Source organism: Microbacterium ureisolvens, assembly GCF_015278315.1.
Taxonomy (GTDB): Bacteria; Actinomycetota; Actinomycetes; order Actinomycetales; family Microbacteriaceae; genus Microbacterium; species Microbacterium ureisolvens.
On sequence record NZ_JADIJE010000001.1, the window covers coordinates 58141 to 78448 of the forward strand.

At 70.6% G+C, this 20308-nt stretch carries 20 protein-coding genes; 15 read left to right on the top strand and 5 right to left on the bottom strand.

The window, feature by feature from the left end; all coding sequences use genetic code 11:
* Positions 1-126 precede the first annotated feature (126 nt).
* A complete protein-coding gene (locus IM767_RS00195) occupies positions 127-816 on the top strand; it encodes a hemerythrin domain-containing protein (RefSeq protein ID WP_109210524.1) in 690 nt (229 codons plus the stop codon).
* Between the two features lie 40 nt (positions 817-856).
* Here IM767_RS00195 and IM767_RS00200 read toward each other — a convergent pair whose 3' ends face one another.
* Together IM767_RS00200 and IM767_RS00205 are read right to left on the bottom strand one after the other, a co-directional pair.
* The gene (locus IM767_RS00200; RefSeq protein WP_109210525.1) at positions 857-1495 is read right to left on the bottom strand and encodes a response regulator; all 639 of its coding nucleotides are present in this window, start codon (positions 1493-1495) and stop codon (positions 857-859) included.
* Between the two features lie 136 nt (positions 1496-1631).
* The gene (locus tag IM767_RS00205) at positions 1632-2819 is read right to left on the bottom strand and encodes a sensor histidine kinase (RefSeq protein WP_109210526.1); all 1188 of its coding nucleotides are present in this window, start codon (positions 2817-2819) and stop codon (positions 1632-1634) included.
* A 276-nt stretch (positions 2820-3095) separates the two neighbouring features.
* On the opposite strand from IM767_RS00205, the gene IM767_RS00210 reads away from it, so the two are divergent.
* The 7 genes from IM767_RS00210 to IM767_RS00240 all read left to right on the top strand — a co-directional run bounded on the left by IM767_RS00210 (position 3096) and on the right by IM767_RS00240 (position 10470).
* Positions 3096-3944 carry a nitrilase-related carbon-nitrogen hydrolase gene (locus tag IM767_RS00210; RefSeq protein WP_109210527.1) on the top strand — a complete coding sequence of 283 codons (849 nt, stop codon included), beginning with the start codon at positions 3096-3098 and terminating at the stop codon, positions 3942-3944.
* Positions 3945-4059: 115 nt separating this feature from the next.
* Positions 4060-5493, top strand: a complete 1434-nt coding sequence (gene hydA / locus IM767_RS00215) for a dihydropyrimidinase (RefSeq protein ID WP_109210528.1) — start codon at positions 4060-4062, stop codon at positions 5491-5493.
* A 120-nt stretch (positions 5494-5613) separates the two neighbouring features.
* On the top strand, positions 5614-6633 hold the full coding sequence (locus tag IM767_RS00220; RefSeq protein ID WP_109210529.1) for a TIGR03842 family LLM class F420-dependent oxidoreductase: 1020 nt from the start codon (positions 5614-5616) through the stop codon (positions 6631-6633).
* A complete protein-coding gene (locus IM767_RS00225) occupies positions 6630-7598 on the top strand; it encodes an ABC transporter permease (RefSeq protein ID WP_109210530.1) in 969 nt (322 codons plus the stop codon). Before IM767_RS00220 ends, IM767_RS00225 begins: the two co-directional genes overlap by 4 nt.
* Positions 7598-8419: an ABC transporter ATP-binding protein gene (locus IM767_RS00230; protein WP_109210531.1), complete on the top strand. Its 822-nt coding sequence runs from the start codon at positions 7598-7600 to the stop codon at positions 8417-8419. Before IM767_RS00225 ends, IM767_RS00230 begins: the two co-directional genes overlap by 1 nt.
* Complete coding sequence (locus IM767_RS00235; RefSeq protein ID WP_198425572.1) at positions 8416-9231, top strand: ABC transporter permease; 816 nt, start codon at positions 8416-8418, stop codon at positions 9229-9231. The genes IM767_RS00230 and IM767_RS00235 overlap by 4 nt, the downstream gene beginning before the upstream one ends.
* Before the next feature lie 75 nt (positions 9232-9306).
* Entirely contained in the window at positions 9307-10470 is a 1164-nt protein-coding gene (locus tag IM767_RS00240; protein WP_109210532.1) for an ABC transporter substrate-binding protein, read from the top strand.
* A 121-nt stretch (positions 10471-10591) separates the two neighbouring features.
* On the opposite strand, the gene IM767_RS00245 is transcribed toward IM767_RS00240, so the two are convergent.
* The gene (locus IM767_RS00245) at positions 10592-10975 is read right to left on the bottom strand and encodes a winged helix-turn-helix transcriptional regulator (RefSeq protein ID WP_162564290.1); all 384 of its coding nucleotides are present in this window, start codon (positions 10973-10975) and stop codon (positions 10592-10594) included.
* 82 nt (positions 10976-11057) lie between these two features.
* Here IM767_RS00245 and IM767_RS00250 point away from each other — a divergent pair, with 82 nt between their 5' ends.
* From IM767_RS00250 to IM767_RS00265, 4 genes are all read left to right on the top strand, one after another.
* Positions 11058-11357 (top strand): YciI family protein, encoded by a 300-nt coding sequence (locus tag IM767_RS00250; RefSeq protein WP_109210534.1) that lies wholly within the window; start codon positions 11058-11060, stop codon positions 11355-11357.
* Entirely contained in the window at positions 11354-11887 is a 534-nt protein-coding gene (locus IM767_RS00255; protein ID WP_198425573.1) for a pyridoxamine 5'-phosphate oxidase family protein, read from the top strand. The genes IM767_RS00250 and IM767_RS00255 overlap by 4 nt, the downstream gene beginning before the upstream one ends.
* A 177-nt stretch (positions 11888-12064) precedes the next feature.
* Positions 12065-13381 (top strand): aspartate aminotransferase family protein, encoded by a 1317-nt coding sequence (locus IM767_RS00260; RefSeq protein WP_109210536.1) that lies wholly within the window; start codon positions 12065-12067, stop codon positions 13379-13381.
* Positions 13382-13427: 46 nt separating this feature from the next.
* Positions 13428-14945: a CoA-acylating methylmalonate-semialdehyde dehydrogenase gene (locus IM767_RS00265; RefSeq protein ID WP_109210537.1), complete on the top strand. Its 1518-nt coding sequence runs from the start codon at positions 13428-13430 to the stop codon at positions 14943-14945.
* Positions 14946-15168: 223 nt separating this feature from the next.
* Here the strand turns inward: IM767_RS00265 and IM767_RS00270 are convergent, their stop codons facing one another.
* On the bottom strand, positions 15169-16134 hold the full coding sequence (locus tag IM767_RS00270) for a diacylglycerol/lipid kinase family protein (protein WP_198425574.1): 966 nt from the start codon (positions 16132-16134) through the stop codon (positions 15169-15171).
* A 125-nt stretch (positions 16135-16259) separates the two neighbouring features.
* Complete coding sequence (locus tag IM767_RS00275; RefSeq protein ID WP_109210538.1) at positions 16260-16730, bottom strand: Lrp/AsnC family transcriptional regulator; 471 nt, start codon at positions 16728-16730, stop codon at positions 16260-16262.
* Positions 16731-16857: 127 nt separating this feature from the next.
* Here IM767_RS00275 and IM767_RS00280 point away from each other — a divergent pair, with 127 nt between their 5' ends.
* The 3 genes from IM767_RS00280 (at position 16858) to IM767_RS00290 (ending at position 20287) form a co-directional block, all read left to right on the top strand.
* Positions 16858-18294: a DUF6421 family protein gene (locus tag IM767_RS00280; protein WP_109210539.1), complete on the top strand. Its 1437-nt coding sequence runs from the start codon at positions 16858-16860 to the stop codon at positions 18292-18294.
* A 161-nt stretch (positions 18295-18455) separates the two neighbouring features.
* Positions 18456-19169, top strand: a complete 714-nt coding sequence (locus IM767_RS00285) for an SDR family NAD(P)-dependent oxidoreductase (RefSeq protein WP_109210540.1) — start codon at positions 18456-18458, stop codon at positions 19167-19169.
* Between the two features lie 47 nt (positions 19170-19216).
* Positions 19217-20287: a threonine aldolase family protein gene (locus IM767_RS00290; RefSeq protein WP_109210541.1), complete on the top strand. Its 1071-nt coding sequence runs from the start codon at positions 19217-19219 to the stop codon at positions 20285-20287.
* Positions 20288-20308 lie beyond the last annotated feature (21 nt).

The following is a 20308-nucleotide window of genomic DNA, read 5'->3' on the forward strand; positions in this document are numbered from 1 at the left end:
ATCTCCGCCGCGCGGATTCCTCCTCCGGGCTCCGAGGAGGGAGCGCATAGCGGGTGCGGCGGGCTCTGGCACGGCGTGCGCGCGGGGTCTAGGGTTCCGGCAGGCCCACGATGACGAGGAGACCCGATGCCCGCCACGCCACTGCCGCCCAGCGGCGACCTGCCCAGCGGCCCGAAGACGTGCGACGGGAGCGGGATGATCGAGATCCATCGCCTCTTCAAGCGCGGATTCGGCGAGGGGCCCGACCTCGTGCGCCGGGTGAGCGAGGGCGACACCGCCCACGCCGCGGCGGTCGCGACCCAGCTCGAGACCCTGTCGCTGGGCCTGCACGCCCACCACGAGGGCGAGGACGAGCGGCTGTGGCCCGCGCTCGACGAGCGGGCGCCCTCGTGCGCGGCGCACGTCGAGCGGATGAAGGCCCAGCACGCCGAGCTGCTCGTGCACCTGACCGCGCTCGATCGCGCGCTGCCCGCGTGGCGGAACTCCGCGACGTCGACGGATGCCGCACCCGTGCTGTCGGCCCTCGCCGGCGTCAACGACGCCATGGCGGTGCACCTTCCCGACGAGGAGACCAACATCGTGCCCGTCATGGAGCACACGATCACCGAGGCGGAGGTGCACTGGTTCTCCGAGCACGGGCGCAAGTCCATCCCGAAGGGGCAGACCTGGCAGCAGCTCGGCGAGATCCTCGCCGCCCAGCCCGACGGCGGCGACGAGTGGCTGCACAAGCGCATGCCCGCTCCGGGACGCCTCGCGTGGCGCTGGATCGGCCGGCGGAAGTACGCCGCGCACCGGGCGGCCCTCGAAGGGCGCTGACCGCTGACGTACGCGAGGCCGTGCTCGAAGGGCGCTGACGCTACGCGAGGCCGTGCTCGAAGGCGAACACCACGAGCTGCACCCGGTCGCGCAGCGCGAGCTTCGTGAGGATCCGGCTGATGTGGGTCTTGACGGTGGCCTCCGAGAGGAACTCGCGCGCTGCGATCTCGGCGTTCGAGAGGCCCCGCGCGGCGAGCGCGAAGATCTCCCGCTCGCGCTCGGTGAGCTCGGCGTAGGCGGGAGGGACCGGCCGGGGACCGGCATCCGTGAATCTCTCGAAGAGATCGCGGGTGGCGGATGCCGCGATCACGGCGGATCCCGAATGCACCGTCCGGATCGCCGCGAGGAGGAACTCGGGGTCGGCGTCCTTGAGGAGGAACCCGCTCGCGCCCTGCCGGATCGCGCGCGCCGCCGCCTCGTCGAGGTCGAACGTCGTGAGCATCACGATGCGCGGAGGATCGGGGTCGCCGAGCAGCTCGGCGGTGGCGGCGAGCCCGTCCATCACCGGCATGCGGATGTCCATGAGGACGACGTCGGGCCGCGCGTGGCGCACGGCGTCGATCGCCTCGCGGCCGTCGGCGGCCTCGGCCACCACCTCGAGGTCGGGCTGCGAGTCGACGAGCATGCGGATCCCGGCGCGGAAGAGCGCCTGATCGTCCACCAGGGCGACGCGGATCACTGTTCGACCTCCTGCGCACAGAATCGGATCCGCAGGTGCGGGCGTCGGACGCGACACGCCGGGATCGCCCGGCAACACCCCGGCGTGCCGTCCTGCCGGTCCGCTCGAGCGGATCCGATTCTGCGCACGGATCGACTCATGCCGTGCTCCCGATCGGGATCGAGGCGCTCACCGCGAACGAGCCGGACTCCTCCGAGGCGTCGAAGCGGCCGCCCGCCAGCTGGGCGCGCTCGCGCATGCCGATGAGCCCATGCCCGGGCCGGCCGTGCGGGGCGGCGCCCGGCGCCACGGGGTTGCGCACGGAGAGCTCGACGCGGTCGGGCAGCCACGCCAGCCGCACGTCGACCGGACCGCCGGGAGCACCGTGTCGCAGGGCGTTCGTGAACGCCTCCTGCAGGATGCGGTAGACCGCGAGCTGCACCGCGGCGGGCGGCTCTCCGGGTGGTGCCGGATCGACGTCGACGCGCAACTGAACCCCCGCCGCGCGCACCTGGGCGTACAGCTCCTCGAGGTCGGCGAGGGTGGGCTGCGGGCCGTCGCCCTGCCGATGCCGCAGCTGGCCGAGGAGCAGACGCACATCGGCGAGCGCCGCGCGCGCGGTGGTCGAGATCGTGGCCAGCGCCTCGGTCGCCACCGCAGGATCCGCGGCCGCGGCATACCGCGCGCCGTCGGCCTGCGCGACGACGACCGCGAGCGAATGGGCGACGACGTCGTGCATGTCGCGCGCGATGCGCACGCGCTCCTGCTCGGCGGCGGCCTCCGCCTCGGCGCGCTGCTGCGCGTCGCGGTTCTCGCGCGCCCGCACCGCCGTGCGCACCAGGGCGCCGGTCGTCCACGACAGGCCGAGCGCGAAGGCCGCGGCGACGAGCATCACGAGCGCCAGCGGCAGGGTCTGCCACGTCAGCCCGCCACCGGCGAAGACCGGCCCGGCCATCAGGTACACCGTGATCACGAGCGCGCCCACCAGCGCCGAGGCGAACCCCGCCCAGTACACCCGCTGCCCGCCGTACGCGGCCGTGGTGTACAGCACGGCGAAGATCGCTATGTCGGCGAAGCTCGGCGGCCTTCCGAAGCCCATCTGCAGCACCGCGCCCGCCCATGCCAGCCCCAGCGCGAGCCCGGGCGACAGCCGCCGCACGGCGAGGGCGGCACCGAAGACGAGGGCGATGAGCAGCGCCTGCACCGCCTCCAGCCAGCCCTGCAGCGGTGCGCCGTATCCGGTGGCGCCGGTCACGATCTGCTCGATCGGCCACGCGATCAGGAAGAACGCCACGCCCAGTGAGACGTCGACCACGATCTGGTGGGTCTTCAGGGGGCGGAACACCGTTTCACGTTACGGGAGAGGGCGTGGCGGGGCATCCGTCTCCCGCTGTATTCGCGACGGATGCCGCATCCGCCGCGCGATGTATCCATAAGGTCGGCCCAGCCGACCATTGCGCCGCCTCGAACGAGGCTTTACTGTCGCGTCACAGGCCGAAACCGACGGGAAACGTCGGATCGACAAGATCGGGAAGCGGGGCTGCTCCCATCGATCGGACCCCGCTGGTCCCGCCCGAGGGACGGACGAACACGGCGACGCCGGTTCACGAACGGAGAGACGATGACGACGGTACGCGCGGCGATTTCGCAGACCACCTGGACGGGCGACAAGGAGTCGATGCTCGACAAGCACGAGGGGTTCGCGCGGGATGCCGCAGCCCAGGGTGCGCAGGTGGTGTGCTTCCAGGAGCTGTTCTACGGCCCCTACTTCGGGATCACGCAGGACAAGAAGTACTACCGCTTCGCCGAGTCGGCGGAGGGGCCCATCGTGCAGCGGTTCGCGGCCCTGGCCAAGGAGCTCGGCGTGGTGATGGTGCTCCCCATCTACGAAGAGGCCGAGACCGGCGTCTACTACAACACCGCGGTGCTCGTCGACGCCGACGGCACGATCCTCGGCAAGTACCGCAAGCACCACCTCCCCCACCTCGACCGGTTCTGGGAGAAGTTCTACTTCCGTCCCGGCAACCTCGGCTACCCGGTCTTCGAGACCGCGGTCGGACGCGTCGGGATGTACATCTGCTACGACCGGCACTTCCCCGAGGGGTGGCGTGAGCTCGGCCTCAACGACGCGCACATCGTCTTCAACCCGAACGCGACGAAGCCCGGCCTGTCCAACCGGCTGTGGGAGGTCGAGGGGCCGGCCGCAGCGGTCGCCAACGGCTACTTCGTGCTGCAGCCCAACCGGGTCGGCCGCGAGGACAACGAGTACGGCGAACTGGCCGTCGACTTCTACGGCACGAGCCAGGTGATCGACCCGCGCGGAAACTTCGTCGGCGAGCGCGGCTCGGGCGACAGCGAGGAGCTGCTGGTGCGCGACCTCGACCTGAACATGGTGCTCGAGATGCGCGACGACTGGCAGTTCTACCGCGACCGCCGGCCGGACTCGTACACGAAGATCGCGAAGCCGTGACGGCTATGCGGACCATGTCGATGCGCGAGCGCTGCAGTTACCTGCGACGGCGCCGTCGCCCGGCGCAGCGCTCGCAGGAAACAGCAGCGGTCGAGAACCGGAGAGAGACGCAGCAATGACAACGACACTCATCAAGGGCGGCACGGTCGTCTCGGCGACGGGACGCGGCGAGGCGGACGTGCTCATCGACGGCGAGACGATCGCGGCCGTGCTGGCGCCCGGCGCGCAGCTTCTCGGGACGGATGTCGCGGCATCCGTCGACACCGTCATCGACGCCACCGGCAAGTACGTGATCCCCGGCGGCATCGACGCGCACACTCACATGGAGCTGCCCTTCGGCGGCACCAACGCGTCGGACACGTTCGAGACGGGGACGCGGGCGGCCGCGTGGGGCGGCACGACGTCGATCATCGACTTCGCCGTGCAGCGCTACGGCGAGCGCGTGCAGGACGGCCTGGCCGCGTGGCACGAGAAGGCCGCCGGCAACTGCGCGATCGACTACGGCTTCCATCAGATCGTGGGCGGGGTCGACGACGACTCGCTCGCCGCGATGCGGGGGCTGCTGGACGAAGGCGTCTCGAGCTTCAAGCTGTTCATGGCCTACCCGGGCGTGTTCTACTCCGACGACGCACAGGTCCTGAAGGCGATGCAGGTGTCGGCCGAGACCGGGCTGCTCACGATGATGCACGCCGAGAACGGCCCGGCGATCGACGTGCTCGCCGCCCAGCTGGCAGAGGCCGGCAAGAAGGCGCCGTACTACCACGGCATCGCCCGCGCGTGGCAGATGGAGGAAGAGGCCACGCACCGCGCGATCATGCTCGCGAACCTCACCGGCGCGCCGCTGTACACGGTGCACGTGAGCGCCAAGCAGGCCGTCGACCAGATCGCCTGGGCGCGCGACCAGGGATGGAACGTCTTCGGCGAGACCTGTCCGCAGTACCTCTACCTGTCGCTCGAGGAGCAGCTCGGCGCGTTCAGCGAGGAATGGGGCCAGTTCGAAGGTGCCAAGTGGGTGTGCTCGACGCCGCTGCGCAGCCGCAAGGAGGGCCACCAGCACCACATGTGGCAGGCTCTGCGCACCAACGACATCCAGATGGTCTCCACCGACCACTGCCCCTTCTGCATGAAGGGCCAGAAGGAGCTCGGCCTCGACGACTTCCGGGCGATCCCGAACGGCATCGGCTCGGTGGAGCACCGGATGGACCTCATGTACCAAGGCGTCGTCACCGGCAAGATCACGCTGGAGCGCTGGGTCGAGCTCACCTCGACGACGCCGGCGCGGATGTTCGGCCTGTACGGCCGCAAGGGCGTGATCCAGCCGGGCGCCGACGGCGACGTGGTGGTCTACGACCCGAACGGGCACACGACCATCTCGGCGGCCTCCCACCACATGAACATGGATCACTCCGCGTGGGAGGGGTTCGAGATCGACGGGCACGTCGACACGGTGATCTCGCGGGGGAAGGTCGTCGTGGACGGCGGCCAGTACCTCGGCGCCAAGGGCGACGGCCGTTTCCTCAAGCGCGGCCTCTCGCAGTACCTCATCTGAGGTGGAGGCTCAGGTCGAGGCATCCCATGTCCCACTTTCGGCCGCAAGGCCTCTCGCAAGCAGCGGAAAGTGGGACACGAAGACCCGAGATCGGGACATGAAAGTGAGGGGAGAGCGCTGATGGACTTCGGTGTCGTCCTGCAGACGAACCCGCCCGCCGCGCGCACGGTGCAGCTGGCCAAGCTGGCGGAGGCCCACGGGTTCAGCCACGTGTGGACGTTCGACTCGCACCTCTTGTGGGAGGAGCCGTACGTCATCCACTCGGCGATCCTCGCCGAGACGAATCGGGTGACGGTCGGCCCGTTCGTCACGAACCCCGCGACGCGGGACTGGACGGTCACGGCATCCGTCTTCGCCACGCTCAACGAGATGTACGGCAACCGCACCATCTGCGGGATCGGCCGCGGCGACTCGGCGGTGCGGGTCACCAACGGCAAGCCCACGACCATGGCGGAGCTGCGCGAGTCGATCCACGTGATCCGCGAGCTCGCGAACTCCCGGCCCGTCGAGTACAAGGGCTCGACCCTGCAGTTCCCGTGGAGCCGCGGGTCGCAGCTGGACGTGTGGGTCGCCGCGTACGGGCCGATGGCCCTGAAGCTCACCGGCGAGGTGGGCGACGGATTCATCCTGCAGCTCGCCGACGTCGACATCGCCGCGTGGATGATCAAGACGGTGAAGGATGCCGCGGCCGCCGCCGGGCGGGACCCCGAGTCGCTCGCCTTCTGCGTGGCGGCGCCGATGTACATCGGCGAGGACTGGGACCACATGCGCGACCAGTGCCGCTGGTTCGGCGGGATGGTCGGCAACCACGTCGCCGACATCGTGGCGAAGTACGGCCACCACGGCGAAGGCGTGCCCGAGGCGCTCACCGACTACATCGAGCGCCGCCAGGGCTACGACTACAACACCCACGGCAGGGCCGAGAACGACCACGTCGACTTCGTTCCCGACGACATCGTCGACCGCTTCTGCATCCTGGGCTCGGCATCCGACCACATCGCCAAACTCGAGCAGCTTCGCGAGCTGGGGGTCACCCAGTTCGCCGGCTACCTCCAGCACGACAACAAGGAGGAGACCCTCCGGGTCTACGGCGAGACGGTCATCCCGGCCCTGCAGACCCACGTCACGGCGAAGGCATGACGCTCGACCACGCAGCCGAGGCTCCACCGGCGGAGCAGCCGCCGCCGGCGCCCGGCGACCCCGCTCGTCCGTCGCGCGCCCCGCGGCCGCGACGCAGGGCCCGGTCGGCGCGCGCCTGGATCTGGGGCGCGGTCGGCCTCGGCGTCCTCATCGCGGTGTGGGAGCTGTACAAGCTGCTCGCGCCGGAGGGCGGCGTCGTGGTCGGCGGGCTGCGCATCCTCCCTCGCACCACCGACCTCGCGATGCCGCACGTGTGGGACATGGCGGCGCGGCTGCTCGAGCCGGTCACCCGCCAGGAGGGATCCCCGCCGCTGTGGGCCGCCGTCGCACTCGCGGGGCTGACGACCCTCGGCATCGCCGCGGTCGGCTGGATCGTCGGCGTCGTGGTGGGCATCGCGCTCGCCCTCGTGATGCAGCGGTGGCGGCTGGCGGAGTGGGGGCTCCTCCCGTGGATCATCCTCAGCCAGACGGTGCCGCTCATCGCCTTCGCCCCCATCGTCAAGAGCTGGGGCTCGCGGATCGAGATCGGCGGCTTCGAGTGGCAGGACTGGATGTCGGTCGCCCTCATCGCGTCGTACCTGGCGTTCTTCCCGATCGCCGTGGGGGCGCTCCGCGGCTTGCAGTCACCGGATCGCATGCACGTCGAGCTCATGCACACCTACGCGGCGGGCTACTGGCCGACCCTGCTGCGCCTGCGGGCTCCGGCATCCGTCCCGTACCTCCTCCCGGCGCTGCGCCTCGGCGCGGCCAACGCGGTGATCGGCGCCGTCGTGGCCGAGGTGTCGACGGGACTGCAGGGCGGCATCGGCCGGCTGCTCATCCAGTTCGCCGGGCAGGCCTCGGGCGACCCGGCGAAGGCGTGGGCGCCCATCTTCGGCGCGATCGCGCTCGGGCTCGTCGCGGCGGGGTCGATCGCATTCCTGGGCTGGATCCTCAAGGACTACCGACGCGGAGAGGCGGCGTGATGGCGGATGTGAGCGGGGCGACGACCACGGCGGTGTCGGCGAGAGGGGTCTCCAAGACCTTCCCGTCGAAGGCGGGTGAGGTGCGCGCGCTCGACACAGTCGACCTCGAGGTCGCGGAGGGCGAGTTCGTGTCGCTCATCGGCCCGTCGGGGTGTGGCAAGTCGACGCTGATGAGGCTGATCGCCGACCTCGACGCCCCCAGCGCGGGCACGATCGAGGTCTTCGGCAAGCCCGCCGACCGCGCACGGCGCGACCAGGACTACGGCATCGCGTTCCAGCAGGCGGGGCTCCTGCCCTGGCGGACGGTCGCCGCCAACATCGGCCTGCCCCTCGAGCTGCACCGCGTCGGCGCCGCCGAGCGGACGGTGCGCGTCGCTGAGCTCGCGGAGCTGGTCGGGCTGTCGGACTTCGCCGACCGCTATCCCGACCAGCTGTCGGGCGGCATGCAGCAGCGCGTGGCGATCGCACGGGCGCTCGCCGAGCGACCACGGCTGCTGCTCATGGACGAGCCGTTCGGCGCGCTCGACGAGATGACCCGCGAGCGCATGCAGACGGAGCTCTCGCGCATCGCCGCCGAGACGGGGGCTGCCGTCGTGTTCGTCACCCACTCGATCCCCGAGGCGGTGTTCCTGTCGGACCGGGTCGTCGTCATGTCGCCCCGGCCGGGCCGGATCACGACGGTGATCGAGACAGGATTCGGAGCGGATGTCGCGCGCGACGAGTCGCTACGCGAGGCGCCGGTCTTCTTCGACCGGGTGACCGCCGTGCGCGAGGCGCTCCACGGCTCGCCCGTCGCGCCCGGGGGACGGGAGGCGCGATGACGACCGCGACCACCCGGCGGCACGGCGGCGGATGGAGTCCCGCCACCGAGCGCCGGCTGCGCGTGATCGCACCGATCGCGGTGGGGCTGCTGGGCCTGGCGCTCTGGCAGTTTCTCGTGAGCGTCGTCGGCGTCTCGGACTACCTCCTCCCCAGCCCCGCGGCGATCGCCGAGGAGTTCGTCGAGTTCTGGCCCGCGATCCTGCAGGCCACCCTGGTGACCGGGACCAACGCCCTCGTCGGTCTCGTCGTCGGAACCGTTCTCGCGATCCTGCTCGCCGCGCTGGCCGCGCGATGGCGGGCGGTCGACGGGATGTCTGCGCCCATCGTCGCGGCGATCGCGGTCGTGCCGATCGTCGCGCTCGCGCCGGTGCTCAACTCGATGTTCGGCGCCGACAGCCAGTTCGGCCGCCAGGCGATCGCCGCGCTGGCTGCGTTCGTTCCGGTGTTCGTCAACACCCTGCGCGGGCTGCGTCAGACCCGGCCCGTCCATCGCGACCTCATGCGCAGCTACGCCGCGTCCGGCGCCCAGGAGTTCCGCACCGTGACGCTCCCGACGGCCGTGCCGTACCTCATGACCGGCATCCGGATCGCCTCCTCGCTCGCGGTGATCTCGGCCCTCGTCGCCGAGTACTTCGGCGGTCCCCGTGGCGGGCTCGGCAGCTTCATCTCGACGTCGGCGGCCACGAGCGCGTACGCCCGGGCGTGGGCCTACGTCGCCGCGGCGATCGCCCTCGGCCTCGTCTTCTATCTGGCCACGGCGCTGCTCGAGAGGCTCGTGCTGCGCCGCATCCCGACCGGCGGCGCGTCATGAGACGCCCCGGCCCATCCGTCCTCGCGTCGCGAGGCCGGCCCAGCACCATCGCAGCACCACATCGAAAGGAATGACATGAAGCACAGCACACGTCGCGGCTTCGCGGCCGGCGCCTTCGCACTGTCGGCCGCCCTCCTTCTCGCCGGCTGCGCCGGCGGAGGCGGCACCGACTCCCCCGACGACGCCGACGGGGGCGACTCCGGCGACCTGACGGAGGTGAAGCTCCAGCTGCAGTGGCTGCCGCAGGCGCAGTTCGCGGGCTACTTCGCAGCGGTGGACCAGGGCTTCTTCGAAGAGGAGGGCCTGGAGGTCGAGATCATCCCCTCCGGCGGCGACATCGTTCCGCAGGACGCACTGGCCAACGGCGATGTCGACTTCGCCATCGCGTGGGTGCCGAAGGTGCTCGGCTCGATCGAGGCCGGCGCCAACCTGACCGACATCGCGCAGATCTTCCAGCGCTCCGGCACACTCCAGGTGTCGTGGGCCGACTCGGGCATCGAATCGGTCGCCGACTTCGAGGGCAAGAAGATCGGCTCGTGGGGCTTCGGCAACGAGTGGGAGATCTTCGCGGCGATGGCCGCGGAGGGCCTGGACTCCACCACGGTGCAGATCATCACGCAGGACTTCAACATGAACGCCTTCCTGCAGGGCGACATCGACGCAGCCCAGGCGATGACCTACAACGAGTACGCCCAGCTGCTCGAGACGGTGAACCCCGAGACCGAGGAGCTGTACCAGCCCGAGGACTTCAACGTCATCAGCTACCAGGACGACACCACGGGTGCGATGCTGCAGGACGCGATCTGGGCCGACACCGAGCGACTCGAGTCCGACGACGCGTACGCCGAGACGGCCGTCAAGTTCCTCAAGGCCGTCGTCAAGGGCTGGGCGTTCGCGCGCGACAACCCGGAGGACGCCGCCGACATCACGCTCGGTCAGGGCTCCGGCTGGGGTCCGAGCCACGAACTGTGGATGATGAACGAGACGAACAAGCTGATCTGGCCTTCGGCCGGGGGCATCGGCATCATCGACGAGGCCGCGTGGCAGCAGACCGTCGACGGCGCGCTGGCGGCGGTCAACGAGACCGGCGCGCACCTCATCACCGAAGAGCCGCCGGCGACCGCCTGGAGCAACGAGTACATCCAGCAGGCGCTCGACGAACTGGAGGAGGAGGGCGTCGACGTCACGGGCGAGGGCTTCTCCCCCATCGACGTCGAGCTGCAGGAGGGCGGTCAGTAGACCCCTCTGACGAAGCGGCCTCCTCGCCTCGGCGGGGAGGCCGCTCGCGTGCGCGGCGGCTGTGCACGGAAGCCCCGCGTCGAGCCTGCGCGTGGGGCGCAGGTCGCGCGGCGGGGCGGTCTCACCCGCCCGCGCGCGTGGCGTGGATGTCGGCGGGGTCGATCCGCCGCACCAGATCGGGGTCGGGATCGAGGTGCTGTGCGGCGAACGCCGCCAGGGCCGAGAGGACGGGCACGAGGTCCAACCCCTTCGGCGTCGGCCGGTACAGGACCTTCTGCTTGTGCGCCGGATCCGCCTCGCGGATGAGGACTCCCCCGTCGACGAGCCGCCGGAGCCGGTCGGCCAGAACGCTCGTGGCGATGCCCTCTTCGGAGTGCTCCTGCAGCGCGTTGAACGTCTCCCGGCCCGCGAACAGGATGTCGCGGAGCACGAGCAGCGTCCACCGGTCGCCGACCAGTTCGACGCTCAGGTTGACCGGACACCGGGATCGCGGCTGTTCGATCATCTCCACCTCCACACCACTTGCGATATCAGAGTAGTACATCTACGCTCAAACCACTTTCAAAACCCAAGTGGAAGGAGCGGCCATGCGCGTCGCCTTGCAGTACAAGCCGGGCACCGTCCCCGCCGAGCGGGCAGCCGAGAATGTCGAGCGACTCTGGGCCTGGCTGGACCAGTTGCGCGATCGGCCCGAGCACGTCATGACGATCGCGCTCGGGGATCATCGCCGCATCGGTCGCGCCACGGTCGACAGCACACCCCCGGGCGACTTCGGCTTCACCGTCGTCGACGTCGACGACATCGAGGGTGCGGTCGCCCTCACCCAGGGCTGGCCGGAGTTCGAATGGGGAGGCGCCGTGGACGTGCGGCCCGAGGTGACACCGTGACCGCCGCTCCCGATCGGACACGCACGCCCGCCGCCGCGCCCGCCGCCGACGCGTCATCTCTCGCGCAGGGTGATCTCCGCCTTCTTCAGACCGCTCTGGCGCAGGAGCTGCTCGACTCGCGCATCCCCGCCCGCGTCGCTTTCACCGGCCATGACGGCGATCCTCGCGTCTTCCCGACGCACTTCCTGTGGACCGGCGACGAGCTGGTCCTCGGCACGTACGCCGGCGGGTACAAGATCAAGGCGATGCGGGCTCGCCCGCGCGTGGCGGTGACGATCGACACGGAGGGGTTCCCACCCCGCGTGCTCCAGATCCGGGGGACGGCGACCGTCACCGATGTGGAGGGCCTGATACCGGAGTACGCGGCCGCGATGCGTCGCCACGTCGGCGGCGCGCAGGCGGAGCGCTTCCTCAGCGAGGCGGATCAGCCCGGGCTGAGGATGGCGCGCATCGGCATCCGCCCCACCTGGGTCGGCCTCCTCGACTTCGAGCGCCGCCTTCCGCAGGCCCTCGGGGGGATCACCGCCTGACCCCCTCCCGCCGGTCGAGAGCGCAGGGACTGCACCGGATCCGGCGATCTGGCTGCAGTACGTGCGCTCTGGGTCCGGCTGCGTGGGAGCGGCCGTGCCGGACAGTCCGGCCGTCTGCGAGCCGACGACGGACGAAACGCCCTTGACCCGCCGCTCCGGAACGAGCAACGTGGCCGCATGAGCGAAGACCTCGACGCCCGCGCCAAGGAACTCGACCGGACGCACGTGTTCCACTCGTGGTCCGCGCAGGCGGGCCTGGACCTCCCCGTGATCGCCGGCGGCTCGGGAACCGTCGTGTGGGATCACGCCGGCAACCGCATGCTGGACTTCTCGAGCCAGCTGGTCAACGTGAACATCGGGCACCAGCATCCCGCCGTCGTCAGCGCCATCCGCGAGCAGGCGGAGCGGCTCGCGACCATCGGCCCCGCCACGGCCAACCTCCACCGCGGGCTGGCCGCCCAGCGCATCCTCGACAAGGCTCCCGACCGCTTCGCGAAGGTGTTCTTCACCAACGGCGGCGCCGACGCGATCGAGAACGCCATCCGCATGGCACGACTCCACACCGACCGCGACACGGTGCTGTCGACGTACCGCTCGTACCACGGGAACACGGGCGCGGCGATCGTCGCGACGGGCGACTGGCGACGGATGCCGAACCAGTACGCCCGCGGACACGTCCACTTCTTCGGGCCCTTCCTGTACCGCACCGAGTTCTGGGCGACGACGCCCGAGGAGGAGTCGGAGCGCGCCCTTCACCACCTGGAGCGGGTCATCCAGTCCGAGGGGTCCGACACGATCGCTGCGCTGCTGCTGGAGTCCGTCCCCGGCACGGCCGGCATCATGCTGCCGCCTCCCGGCTACCTCGCAGGAGTGCGGGCGCTGGCCGACAAGTACGGGATCGTCCTGATCCTCGACGAGGTCATGGCGGGCTTCGGCCGCACCGGCCGATGGTTCGCGTTCCAGGGCTATGACGTCGTGCCCGACCTGATCACCTTCGCCAAGGGCGTGAACTCCGGCTACGTGCCGGTGGGCGGCGTCATCATCTCGCCCGAGATCTCGTCGACGTTCGACGACCGGGTGTTCCCCGGCGGACTCACGTATTCCGGGCATCCGCTGGCCGCGGCATCCATCGTCGCCTCGATCGACGCGATGGAGTCGGAGGGCATCGTCGAGAACGCGCGCCGGGTCGGCGAAGACGCCATCGGCCCCGGGCTCGCGGAGCTGGCAGAGAAGCATCCGCTCATCGGCGAGGTGCGGGGCGAGGGCGTGTTCTGGGCGCTCGACCTCGTCTCGGACCGCGACACCCGCGAACCGGTCGGCGCCGACGTCATCGGCCGGCTCAAGAAGGAGCTGACCTCGCGTGGCCTGCTGCCGTTCGCCGCGGAGAACCGCATCCACGTCGTGCCACCCTGCGTGGTCACCGACGGGGAGGTGCAGGAGGCGATGTCGATTTACGATGAAGCTCTGACGAAGGTCGAAGGCGACCTCGCGTGACACGTGCACGCCCTCTCACGAGGAGGGCTTCCGAAGGAGGAACACGATGACTGACACCCTGCCGCGCACCGAGACGGCGGTTCTGGATCACTGGGTCGGCGGCGCGCCGTGGGCGGGGACGTCCGAGCGCACCGGACAGGTGTTCAATCCCGCGCTGGGAACGGTCCAGAAAGAGGTGCGGTTCGCGTCGCGCGAAGACGTCGGACAGGTGGTGGATGCCGCGTCCGCGGCGTGGCTGCAGTGGCGCGACGCGTCGATCGCCAAGCGTCAGGCCGTGCTGTTCGCGTTCCGAGAGCTGCTCAACGCCCGCAAGGAGGAGCTGGCTGAGATCCTGACGGCCGAGCACGGCAAGGTGCTCTCCGACGCCCGCGGCGAGATCGCCCGCGGCATGGAGGTCGTCGAGTTCGCGTGCGGCGTGGGGCACCTCACCAAGGGCGCGTACAGCGAGAACGTCTCGACCGACATCGATGTCTACACGCTGCGGCAGCCGCTCGGCGTGGTGGGCATCATCAGCCCGTTCAACTTCCCCGCGATGGTCCCGCTGTGGTTCTTCTCCATCGCGCTCGCCGCCGGCAACGCCGTGGTGCTCAAGCCCTCCGAGAAGGACCCGACGGCCGCGAACTGGCTCGCGGGCCTCCTCACCGAGGCGGGGCTGCCCGACGGCGTGTTCAACGTCGTGCACGGTGACAAGGAGGCCGTCGACGCGCTCCTCGAGCACCCCGATGTTCGCGCGATCTCGTTCGTCGGCTCGACGCCGATCGCGAAGTACGTGTACGAGACCGCCACCGCGAACGGCAAGCGCGTGCAAGCCCTGGGCGGTGCCAAGAACCACATGCTGGTGCTGCCCGACGCCGACCTCGACCTCGCCGCCGACGCAGCCGTCAACGCCGGCTTCGGCTCGGCCGGCGAGCGCTGCATGGCCATCTCGGTCGTGCTCGCCGTCGACTCCGTGGCCGACGAGTTCGTCGCCAAGGTCGCCGAGCGCATGGGGGGCCTGAAGGTCGGCGACGGCACCCGGGGCTGCGACATGGGCCCGCTCATCACGGGCCAGCACCGCGACAAGGTCACGTCATACATCGATGTCGCCGGCACCGACGGCGCCTCGGTCGTGGTCGACGGACGCGACGTCGAGATCGACGGCGACGAGAACGGCTTCTGGCTCGGGCCGACCCTGATCGACAACGTGCCCACGTCGTCGACCGTCTACACCGATGAGATCTTCGGACCGGTGCTCTCGGTCGTGCGCGTCGAGGGCTACGAGGAGGGCCTCGGCATCATCAACGCCAGCCGCTACGGCAACGGCACAGCGATCTTCACCAACGACGGCGGCGCCGCCCGGCGCTTCCAGCGCGAGGCGACGGTCGGCATGATCGGCATCAACGTGCCGATCCCCGTGCCTGTGGCGTACCACTCGTTCGGCGGCTGGAAGGCGTCGCTCTTCGGAGACGCCAAGGCCTACGGCCCGCACGGCTTCGAGTTCTTCACCGCCGAGAAGGCGATCACCTCGCGCTGGCTCGACCCGTCGCACGGCGGCATCAACCTGGGCTTCCCGCAGCACGACTGAAGCCCCGCCTCCGTCCGCCGAACCCACCCTTTCCGGGCGAACCCACCCGTTTCGTGCCCCCGCAAGGGGTGGGTTCGGCGATGAGGGGTGGGTTCGGCGATAAGGGTGGTCGCGCCTCGAGGGGTGGGTTCGGCGATGAGGGGTGGGTTCGGCGATAAGGGTGGTCGCACCTTGAGGGTGGGTTCGGCGATGAGGGGTGGGTTCGGCGAAGCAGGCGTGCGGCTCAGGAGTCCGATGGCTGCGGCGCGAACACCGTCACCGCCGCCGGGTGGGCGGCGCAGCGGAGGCTGAAGCCACCCGGAGCGCGCTGCTCGAGTTCGCCGTCGTGGACGAAGACGGACGGATGCCCCGGCTCGGGCCGCACCTGCAGCTCGAGCTCCCGCACCACGAGCCGCTCGACATCCTCGTCGCGCGGGAACAAGCGCACGACCCGCAGCACGGCGGCCGTGCGCTTGCCGAACGCGAGCGAGGCGAGAGCGCGGACCTTCGACCCGCGGGCATGGTGGATGCGGATGTCGAGGACGCCCGTCTCGGCCTCCTGCCGCTGCATCGTGGCGACGCGCTCCGGGTCATTGCGCCCGACGCTCACGAACACCGACCACACGCGCGCCCGGCGTCCGTCGCGCACGATCGTGAGCGGCTCGGCACGACGAAGCGCCGCCGCGGTCGCGACGACGCCGCCGATCCACTTGCCGAGACTGGTGCGGCGCTCCCGCTCCTCGATCAGCTCGGGGTAGGCGCCGACCGACACGACGTTCAGCACGGTCAGCGGCTGGTCGTCGTCGGCCGTCGCGTCCGCGACACCGACCTCGACGGTGGAGCCCGCCTCGTACGCGTCGATGGCGGCGTCGACGCTGTCGACGCCGAGCGCGCGCACGAAGTGGTTGAACGTCCCGCCGGGCATCGCGAGGAGCGGGCGATCGTACGTGCGGGCGAGGTGCGCCATGCGCGAGACGGATCCGTCGCCGCCGTAGATCCCGAGCACGTCGGGTGCGGCATCCGTCTTCATCGCCTCGGAGACGACGTCCGCGAGGTCCTCGCCCTCCGCCAGCTCGTGCACGACCGCGTCGGGCAGTCGCTCGGCGAAGGTGCCGGCGGGGTCGGCCCGGACGACCGCCGTGCCCGACGCCGCGTTGCGGATGATGAGCACGCCGCGGCCGCGCCGATCCGGTGCCGGGGCGAGGTCCATACGGCGAGACTACCCACGCGACGTCACTCAAACCCTGGTCTTGCGCTGAGGCCCGCGCGCTGCTCAGGGTCTCGGCGCAGACGCCCTGGCTCGGCGGCTGCACGTGGAGGCCTGAGCGGCCCGGGTCACGCGGGCAGGATCGGGCGGTTCTCGTAGAAGGTCTGCAGCACCACGGTGGTGCGGGTGTTCACCGAGGCGGCGGCGCGGATGTCGCGGATCAGCGACTCGAGATGGCGTGGGGTGGCGACCCGCACGAGCAGGATGTAGCTCGCGTCGCCCGCGATCGAGTGGCATGCCTCGATCTCGGTCAGATGCTCGAGCAGCTCCGGGGCGTTGTCGGGCTGGGCCGGGTCGAGCGGCGTGATCTCGACGAAGGCCGCGAGCGGCTTGCCGACGGCCTCGGCATCGACCACGGCACGGTAGCCGGTGATCACGCCGCGCGCCTCGAGACGCCGCAGGCGCGTCTGCACCGCCGACACCGAGAGCCCCACCGCAGTGGAGAGCTCGGCGAGCGTCGCGCGCGCGTTGCGCGAGACCTCGCGCACGATCCCGGCGTCGATGTCGTCGTCGAGGCGTCCGGGGCCGTCTTCGCTCATGGATCCGAGACTAACAGTGGCGCTCCGCGGCAACCGGAAGTCTTCCGGTCATGCGGCTGTTTCGCCGGAAGTTCTCCCGTAGACTCGTCTCGCGAGATCATCCTCGACCGAAGATCGGAGGTTCACCATGTCCACTCACGCCCGCGCCACGCAGGTCATCGTCGGCGAGCCCGAGGTCGTCGAGGACGCCGCACGCGTCGAGCACAGCGACGCCTGGCTGAGCCTCAAGGCGGCCGCCACGGCCCTTCAGGGTCTCCAGGCCCAAGACGGATCGATCCCCGCTCCGACGGACTCGACGACCGAGGACGCACACGACGAGGCACGCATGCACGTCGCGCAGATCGTCGCCGGCATCCGCGCCCTCGCTCCCTCGTTCCCCCACGACGCCGAGTACCTCGCCGCGTCGGTACGCGACTTCGAGCGGTGGGCCGACAGCGGGTTCGGCATCCCGGACTTCCTCGAGTCGCTCGTGGCGTTCCAGCCGCAGCAGCACCGGGTCGACGGCATCCGTCATCTCGTCGTCTTTCCGATGTACACGCAGAACGGCTCGCGCGATCGGCACGTCGAGGCGGTGCTCGTCGAGGTCATCTGGCCGGAGTTCATCGCGCAGCTGGAGGCAGGCGACTACGGCAACAAGCTGTTCGTGTCGCTGCGGTTCCTCGACTTCACGCCGGGCTACGACACCAACAGCGCCGTGCTCTTCCCGGAGACCGTCGCCATGCGCGAGATCCCGACGTTCACGTGGGGCGCGATCTTCCAGGACCGCGAGGCCGCGCGCTACCGCCGGGTGGTGCGCGCCGCGGCCGACATCACGAAGCTCGAGCTGCCCGCCGACGCCGCGCGCATGCTCGACGACCAGCAGCTCACCGAGAAGACGTTCGTGATGTGGGACATCATCCACGACCGCACCCACATGCGCGGCGACCTGCCGTTCGATCCGTTCATGATCAAGCAGCGGATGCCGTACTTCCTGTACTCGCTCGAAGAGCTGCGGTGCGATCTCACGGCGTTCCGCGAGTGCGTCGCGATCGAGAAGCGCCTCACCGCGCAGGAGTCGCTGACCCCGGCCGAGGCGGAGATGCTCGAGCACGCGCGGCTCGTTCAGTACGCCGTGATCTTCGACCGGATCTTCCGGTTCTCGATCACCGGCTCGCGCGTGCGCAACTACGACGGCCTCGGCGGCCAGCTGCTGTTCGCGTGGCTGCACCAGCGCGGCGTGCTGCACTGGACCGACACCGCACTCGCCTTCGACTGGGATGAGGTGCCGGCCGCGGTCGTCGCGCTCGGCGACGCGATCGACGAGCTCTACTGGCGCTCGATCGACCGGCCGAAGACCGCCCACTGGCTCGCCGCGTACGACCTCGTCCGTGGCACGCTCACGCCGAACCCCGCGTCGCAGTGGGCGCGCGGGCTGCCGGACGAGGTGCTCGCCGGAGCTCCCAAGGGCTACACCGATGCGGTGATGGACGACGAGTTCCCGCTGTCGATGTTCTTCGAGGCGCTCGACCGCAAGATGAAGCCGGTCATCGAGTCCACCGCGGGCATCACGGGCCGCGACTCCTGAGCCCGGCCCCTCCCGCCCCCGGCGCTCGCGCCCCGCGCGTCGCACCGGGCGCCCCAACCCTCTGTCGAGATCGCGGTTTCTCGGCGAGATCGCACGTCGTCGGCACCGATGACGTGGTTGTTCGACGAGAAACCGCGATGTCGACGTGAAAGGGTGGAGGAATGAGCGTCGCAGGCAGACTCGTCCTCATCGCAGGAGCCACCAGTGCGTCCGGTCTCGCCGCGGCTCGCGAACTCCGGGACGCCGGTGCGCGCGTGGTCGCGGTCGGGCATGATCCCGACAAGCTGCGCCGGTTCGCGCAGGCGCTGGAGACGGATGCCGGGCCTCTTTCCATCGGCTCCTCCGGCGCCGTGCGCACCGAGGTCTGCGACCTGACCGACGAAGGCGATGTCGCCGCGCTCGCCGACCGCGTGCGCGACGCCGACGGACCCGTCGACGGCGTGCTCCACCTCGTCGGCGGGTGGCGCGGCGGCGGGGGCCTCGCGGGACAGAGCGACGAGGACTACCGCTTCCTCGAGCGCTCACTCACCGCGCTCCGCCATGTCAGCCGCGCGTTCGACGCGGACCTGCGCGCCTCCGAGTCCGCCCGCACCGCGATCGTGTCATCCACCGCCGTCGAGCGCCCGCTGGCCGGCGGAGCGAACTATGCGGCCATCAAGGCCGCGAGCGAGGCGTGGGCCCGCGCGCTCGCACAGGGCTTCGCCAAGGACGCCCGCGATGCCGGCAGGCCGCTGGCCGCGGCATCCGTCATCTTCCGCACCAAGAGCCTCGACGGCCTCGAGGAGGCGCTCGCCCAGCGCTTCGCGGACCTGTGGATGACCGAGGCGGCAGACCTCAACGACACCATCGTCGAACTCACCGACCCTTCCCTCTGACGACCCGCGGCGGCACCCGGCCGGCCGCGAGACGAGATTGGACCCCCGTGACCACGCTCCACGACCCGAACCTGCGCGGCTTCGCCTCCGACAACTACTCCGGCATCCATCCCGAGGTGCTGGCGGCGATCGCCGCCGCGAACGACGGCCACCAGGTCTCGTACGGCGAAGACGCGTACACGGAGCGGCTCCAGGAGGTCATGGCCGGGCACTTCGGCGAGGGCGTCGAGGCCTACCCGGTGTTCAACGGGACCGGTGCGAACGTCGTCGGCATGCAGTCCATGCTCCCCCGCTGGGGCGCCGTGGTCACGGCCGGCACCGCCCACATCAACGTCGACGAGGGCGGCGCCCCGGAGCGGGTCGCGGGCATCAAGCTCCTCACCGTGCCGACCGACGACGGCAAGCTCACCCCCGAGCTCATCGACCGCGAGGCATGGGGCTGGGGCGACGAGCACCGCGCGCAGCCGCTCGTCGTGTCGATCACGCAGTCCACCGAGCTCGGCACGCTCTACAGCGTGGATGAGGTCGCCGCGATCGCCGACCACGCGCACGGGCTCGGGATGCACGTGCACATGGACGGCTCGCGCATCTCCAACGCCGCCGCCTCGCTGGGGGTGCCCTTCCGCCGGTTCACACGCGACGCCGGCGTCGACGTGCTGAGCTTCGGCGGCACCAAGAACGGCGCGATGCTCGGCGAGGCGGTCGTGGTGCTGAACCCCGAGGCCTCTCACGGGCTGAAGTTCCTCCGCAAGCTCGACATGCAGCTGGCGTCGAAGATGCGCTTCGTCTCGGCGCAGCTGCTCGCGCTCCTCGAGGGCGACCTGTGGCTGCGCAACGCCTCGCACTCGAACGCGATGGCGCAGCGCCTGCGCACCGGGATCGAGGCGGGGCTCGCCGACGGCTCGATCCGCGGCGTCGCGTTCACGCAGCCGACGCAGGCGAACGGCGTCTTCGCCACGCTGCCCGAGGGCGTCGCCGACCGCCTCCGTGCGTCGTTCCGCTTCTACGACTGGGATGCCGCGAAGAACGAGGTGCGGTGGATGTGCAGCTTCGACACCTCGGAGAACGACATCGACGCGTTCCTCGCCGCGATCGCGCGGGAGACGTCGGCCGCCTGACGCGCCCAGCCGCCGCGCGGG

Coding starts and splice junctions, on each gene's coding strand:
- IM767_RS00195 (WP_109210524.1), top strand. CDS start 127: ATGCCCGCCACGCCACTGCCGCCCAGCGGCGACCTGCCCAGCGGCCCG.
- IM767_RS00210 (WP_109210527.1), top strand. CDS start 3,096: ATGACGACGGTACGCGCGGCGATTTCGCAGACCACCTGGACGGGCGAC.
- hydA (WP_109210528.1), top strand. CDS start 4,060: ATGACAACGACACTCATCAAGGGCGGCACGGTCGTCTCGGCGACGGGA.
- IM767_RS00220 (WP_109210529.1), top strand. CDS start 5,614: ATGGACTTCGGTGTCGTCCTGCAGACGAACCCGCCCGCCGCGCGCACG.
- IM767_RS00225 (WP_109210530.1), top strand. CDS start 6,630: ATGACGCTCGACCACGCAGCCGAGGCTCCACCGGCGGAGCAGCCGCCG.
- IM767_RS00230 (WP_109210531.1), top strand. CDS start 7,598: ATGGCGGATGTGAGCGGGGCGACGACCACGGCGGTGTCGGCGAGAGGG.
- IM767_RS00235 (WP_198425572.1), top strand. CDS start 8,416: ATGACGACCGCGACCACCCGGCGGCACGGCGGCGGATGGAGTCCCGCC.
- IM767_RS00240 (WP_109210532.1), top strand. CDS start 9,307: ATGAAGCACAGCACACGTCGCGGCTTCGCGGCCGGCGCCTTCGCACTG.
- IM767_RS00245 (WP_162564290.1), bottom strand. CDS start 10,975: ATGATCGAACAGCCGCGATCCCGGTGTCCGGTCAACCTGAGCGTCGAA.
- IM767_RS00250 (WP_109210534.1), top strand. CDS start 11,058: ATGCGCGTCGCCTTGCAGTACAAGCCGGGCACCGTCCCCGCCGAGCGG.
- IM767_RS00260 (WP_109210536.1), top strand. CDS start 12,065: ATGAGCGAAGACCTCGACGCCCGCGCCAAGGAACTCGACCGGACGCAC.
- IM767_RS00265 (WP_109210537.1), top strand. CDS start 13,428: ATGACTGACACCCTGCCGCGCACCGAGACGGCGGTTCTGGATCACTGG.
- IM767_RS00270 (WP_198425574.1), bottom strand. CDS start 16,134: ATGGACCTCGCCCCGGCACCGGATCGGCGCGGCCGCGGCGTGCTCATC.
- IM767_RS00275 (WP_109210538.1), bottom strand. CDS start 16,730: ATGAGCGAAGACGGCCCCGGACGCCTCGACGACGACATCGACGCCGGG.
- IM767_RS00280 (WP_109210539.1), top strand. CDS start 16,858: ATGTCCACTCACGCCCGCGCCACGCAGGTCATCGTCGGCGAGCCCGAG.
- IM767_RS00285 (WP_109210540.1), top strand. CDS start 18,456: ATGAGCGTCGCAGGCAGACTCGTCCTCATCGCAGGAGCCACCAGTGCG.